This is a genomic window from Pedobacter sp. (genome assembly GCF_035317785.1).
Classification (GTDB): Bacteria; Bacteroidota; Bacteroidia; order Sphingobacteriales; family Sphingobacteriaceae; genus Pedobacter.
Genome location: NZ_DATHGC010000384.1, coordinates 1 through 2151, shown reverse-complemented (window position 1 = coordinate 2151; position 2151 = coordinate 1). Strand labels below are relative to the sequence as shown.

The following is a 2151-nucleotide window of genomic DNA, read 5'->3' as shown; positions in this document are numbered from 1 at the left end:
CCAAGGAAAACAAAGACTATGCTACTTCCGATAAAATACGTCTCGGATTGCAAAGCATGGGCATACAACTGAAGGACAGCAAAGAGGGTACTACATGGAGTAAGGTGTAGTATTGTGCAATTGTTGATGAATTATGAAATGAATAAACCTGCCAAATCCTATATTAGTATTTTAACTATAAAAAACATGATGAATAAATTTCTTTATACCATTGTTGCCGCATCTCTGACATTTGGAGCCTATGCTCAGAAATCTGATGGAACTACCAGGTCATTGGTGAACGCCGAGGAAGATTTTGCCGAAAAGCTCTCCAAAACAGGAGCCAAAACTGCCTTTTCTACTTATTCTGATGACAACACTTTAGTATTCAGACCAAATCCCGTGAATGCCAAAACGTATTATGCAACGGAGGGCGATACCAAAGATCTCAGCTGGAAACCTGTCTACGCCAGAGTATCTAAAAGCGGCGACTGGGGTTTTACAACCGGCCCGTATACCTATACCGGTACCGAAACTTCTTATGGGCAATTTTTCTCAGTTTGGAAGGCTGTTGACGGAAAATGGGTTTTAACCCTTGATCTGGGCATTACCCATAATAAGCCATTGAATAAAGTAAAGACTGAGTTCATCGAGCCTAAGGAATCGTATAAACCCAAATTGCTGAACGACAAACAGAGAGAAGCCGGAACGGGCATCATTGCGACCACCGAATCTACATTGAATGCGACTTTAAAATCTTACGGCGTCTCGGCCTTTGCCGGATTTGTCAATCCCGATGTAAGAATCCTGTTTCCCGGGTACGAGCCGATTATCGGTAAAGACAAAGCGATCGCTTTTTTCAACAGTATGATGAGCAAGGTAAACTTAAAAACAACTAAGGTAAATAAAGCTGATGGTGGTGATTTTGCTTATACCTATGGTGTTGCTGCTGTGGATTATAAAGCTGATCTGAGAGAAAGCTTCCACTATGTGTTTGTCTATGAGCGTCAGGCCGACCACAACTGGAACCTGATCGCGATGGTATTCGCGCCAGCAGAACGCTAATCCGGCTTAAACAGATATGAGAAAACACACATTCCTATTATTGATCCTGTTTGCAGCAGTGCGGGTATCCGGGCAGGCATTTGATCTTCAGGGCAATCGCGGAGCCAGGGGCATCATGCCGGAAAATACCATCAAAGGTATGCTGAGGGCGCTTGACCTGGGCGCCAGTACGATCTCGATGAATACGGTAATTACCAAAGACAAAAAAGTAATCCTGTCTCAGGAGCCGTATTTTAACCATGAGTATAGCCTCAAGCCCGATGGTAAGCCCATTACGCTTAAAGAACAGAAAACCTATAACATTTATCAAATGGACTATGCCGATGTTCAGAAGTTTGATGTAGGCACCAAAGTTCATAACCGGTTTCCTTACCAGCAAAAGTACGCTGCCTACAAGCCCTTGCTGGAGGAAACCATCGATTCTGTAGAAAGCTACGTGAAAGAAAATAAGCTGTCCAAACCCAATTACAGTATTGAAACCAAGACCATTCCCAACGGGGACAACGAATTTCAACCTGAACCTGCAGAATTTATCGAACTGATTATGGAAGTAGTGAACCGTAAGAAACTTTCAAAAAGAGTGACCATACAGTCATTTGACATGCGTACGCTGCAATACTTACATGAGCACTATCCTAAAGTTAAAACAGCGCTGTTTGTCGATGAAAAGATAGATTTTGAAGTAAATGTCAGTGAACTGGGTTTCAGGCCGACTGTATACAGCCCCTATTCAGTGCTTGTTGGAAAGAGCCTTGTAGACCGCTGTCATGAATCCGGCGTCAGGATCATCCCCTGGACAGTTAATTCTGCTAAAGATTTGAAGTACCTGATAGGCCTTGGTGTGGACGGTGTAGTGACTGATTATCCCAACCTCTACAAAAAAGTACTGGACGATCTTTAAAACAGATTTTTGATAATTTGCTCTACCGATAGGCCTTCTGCTTCCGCACGATAATTACGAACAATCCGGTGACGGAGTATCGGCTCTGCCACAGCTTGAACATCTTCGATATCCGGCGAATATTTGCCCGATATTGCGGCATGGCATTTGGCGCCTATGACCAGAAATTGTGAAGCCCGGGGCCCTGCTCCCCAGCTGATGTATTT

At 43.7% G+C, this 2151-nt stretch carries 3 protein-coding genes; 2 read left to right on the top strand and 1 reads right to left on the bottom strand.

From position 1 onward, the window contains the following. The first annotated feature begins 186 nt into the window (after positions 1-186). Both VK541_RS24545 and VK541_RS24540 read left to right on the top strand, forming a co-directional pair. Positions 187-1044, top strand: a complete 858-nt coding sequence (locus tag VK541_RS24545; protein ID WP_324373256.1) for a DUF4440 domain-containing protein — start codon at positions 187-189, stop codon at positions 1042-1044. 16 nt (positions 1045-1060) lie between these two features. After that, positions 1061-1945, top strand: a complete 885-nt coding sequence (locus VK541_RS24540) for a glycerophosphodiester phosphodiesterase family protein (RefSeq protein WP_324373255.1) — start codon at positions 1061-1063, stop codon at positions 1943-1945. Here the strand turns inward: VK541_RS24540 and VK541_RS24535 are convergent. After that, a partial coding sequence (locus tag VK541_RS24535) for an AAA family ATPase (protein ID WP_414692644.1) occupies positions 1942-2151 on the bottom strand: 210 nt, incomplete at its 5' end. The genes VK541_RS24540 and VK541_RS24535 overlap by 4 nt on opposite strands.